Origin of the sequence: Streptomyces sp. NPDC127106 (genome assembly GCF_042677605.1) — a bacterium.
Taxonomy (GTDB): Bacteria; Actinomycetota; Actinomycetes; order Streptomycetales; family Streptomycetaceae; genus Streptomyces.
Genome location: NZ_JBHXTC010000126.1, coordinates 1 through 2435 on the forward strand (window position 1 = coordinate 1; position 2435 = coordinate 2435).

The window sequence follows — 2435 nt, forward strand, 5'->3', positions numbered from 1 at the left end:
AACATCCATATTGTTGTACTTCTTATCTATCCAATCCTTTAAAAAGTGTTCAATATGCTTGTATTTCGTATCTAATTTCATATTAATAATATCTAATATTTCTAGATTTGGCATAAATTATTCATCTCCTTTAATGGAGAGAGTATATACACACTTATTTTAGTTTGTCAATAATAACCTGTTATAAACATTTATACTCAGTGCGAACATAAGAGATAGGACATTTCTATCCCTGATACCCAGTTATTTCATATATAATAGGACTTTACATTCAGGAACATGTGTTCTATTATTGGTACAGAAATATTTTCTTCTCCTACCAATATGTCGCATAATGTCGAATCCTTCCTGAAAAAATTCTGAAGAAATTTGTAAAAAGGGGTAGACATGATATATCCCTTGATGGTAAGATAAGGTCATCAAAGGGAACATAAAGGAATCTGAAGCCCTTTAAAGGAAGTGATACATATGTAGAGGGAGGTACGCTTTTTGTCTAGTGAAGAGGTTTTAACAGTTAAACAGGTAGCCGAGATATTAAAAATATCTGAAAAAACGGCTCGCAAAATGCTGAACAACGGAGAAATTAAAGGTTTCAAAGTCGGTCGAGAATGGCGCGTGTCAGCTGAAAAATTCAATGAATACTTAAAACAAAATTAATTCTTTGGGGGAATTTTAAAATGACAAACACTATTAAAAACACTGAAAACACTACTGACGTATTGGCAACTGAGGACATTGCAACAGCATCACCAAGTATTTTTGAACAAGGTACACAACAAATGTTTTCAACTATCCAGGCAACGGACAGAAAGAGCAGCATCAAACTTTACAACGCGGTAAGCAACGCTGAACACTCTCTATCAGACCATATCGGAGAAGTAATTGAAATTACAGACATGGTCGCCCATGCGGTTGAATTAGAGGATGAAGTCACGAAAGAGACAATTCAGGCAATGCGCGTTGTTCTTTTAACAGCAGACGGACAAGGCTATCACAGTGTATCTCAGGGCGTAGCAAGCTCCCTACAACGTATCATTGGGATTGTAGGGCAAGGTCCTTGGACGGACGAGCCATTAAAAGTTGTTCCAAAAGAAGTTAAAACCCGCCGCGGCTTTAAAACATTGACACTTGCGCTTGTGGACTAATTAAATAGTCGCTCCGATCGGGGCGGCTTTTCTTATATTAAATTACTATATACGGAGGTTGCTAGACTTGGATAAAAACGTAATGATTTTCGACAACGGAGAACGCCGCACAGAGATTAAAGAGGATAGAGTGGAGAATATGTATTGTTTCGCTCAAAAGCTTGATGACGATACACAACAGATTATTAGTTTCACTCGTTCAGAAATGCTTGCAATAGTCTCCTATTTTCATGCTGAAGCACAAGACGAACTGTCACGCGGTTCTGTTCGCTATATTCCGACACAAAAAGCAGAAGCCATTTAAATATTAAATTGACAGGGAAATTCGTTTCCCTGTGACTTTTGTGTTTAAAGGGGGTGTCACTGATTGGGAAGAAAAAGCGGCTGAAGAAGAAACAGCAGAAAAAACAAAATATAGCTGCCTTGAAAAAAGTCGGAATTACTGACAAAAAGGTTATAAAGGAATTAAAAAATAAACCTGCCACAGTAAATAAAATTGTTAAGAAAAAGAGTCGTAGTTTAATTGCAAATGAACGATCTGAATTAATTAAACGGTTAGGATTTAAAGTCTCCGAACATTCCGCAAAAAGGTATTGGAGCGAATCACGATTTAATGAATGGTATAACAAAGAATTAAATAAGCGGGCGAAGGCTGAAGAAAGAAAAAGAAAAGCGGCTGAAAGAAAAGCCCGACAAGCTACTGAACCCTATTTAATGATTTACTGGAAAGAAAAAACCGACACAATGATGGATGCAAATGTGATAGAGGACTTAAAACGGTCTTACAGACATGTGAGCGTTGATTATCTTATCGAATCTATAAGAGGTTTTTTAGGTGCTAAACTTCCCGCTGAAATAGGAACAATAAGTATGCATGTTGTCCCCAATAATAAAAGGAAACAGCATAAAGCATTTATGAGAAATTTTGATTCTCTTAGACTGGCTGATATGAATTCATGGATTTTGCTATATGAAGGAAAAGCCGATTTAAGGAGATATAAAGATTTATTAATTGCAATAAATGCAGGCATGAGGGTTTTATATGACAATGAAGAAAAGGCTCAATTTATTGGGGATTTAATTCAGAAATATCTCCCGCAAGTAAATATCAAAACGGCGAAACGTTTAGCGAAGGATTTACGATGGAGAGGTGGATTTTAAATGAGTAAGGAAAAAGAGAATAAAGAAAAAAGCGCAAGTAAACCCGTTAAGATACTTACGCTTGATACTGAGACGCGAGGACTTTTTGGGGAAGTCTTCCGCGTCGGATTATATGACGGTAGTAGATAC

General features: G+C 36.6%; 4 protein-coding genes. All 4 read left to right on the plus strand.

The features are described 5' to 3' along the window. The first annotated feature begins 489 nt into the window (after positions 1-489). The 4 genes from ACFVGY_RS37715 (at position 490) to ACFVGY_RS37730 (ending at position 2306) form a co-directional block, all read left to right on the plus strand. Positions 490-657, plus strand: coding sequence for a helix-turn-helix domain-containing protein (locus tag ACFVGY_RS37715; RefSeq protein ID WP_326194937.1), 168 nt, complete (start codon positions 490-492; stop codon positions 655-657). 20 nt (positions 658-677) lie between these two features. Next, positions 678-1145 carry a hypothetical protein gene (locus ACFVGY_RS37720; protein WP_326194938.1) on the plus strand — a complete coding sequence of 156 codons (468 nt, stop codon included), beginning with the start codon at positions 678-680 and terminating at the stop codon, positions 1143-1145. Between the two features lie 82 nt (positions 1146-1227). Further along, positions 1228-1449 (plus strand): hypothetical protein, encoded by a 222-nt coding sequence (locus ACFVGY_RS37725; protein WP_376642817.1) that lies wholly within the window; start codon positions 1228-1230, stop codon positions 1447-1449. Between the two features lie 53 nt (positions 1450-1502). Further along, positions 1503-2306, plus strand: coding sequence for a hypothetical protein (locus ACFVGY_RS37730; RefSeq protein WP_376912104.1), 804 nt, complete (start codon positions 1503-1505; stop codon positions 2304-2306). Positions 2307-2435 lie beyond the last annotated feature (129 nt).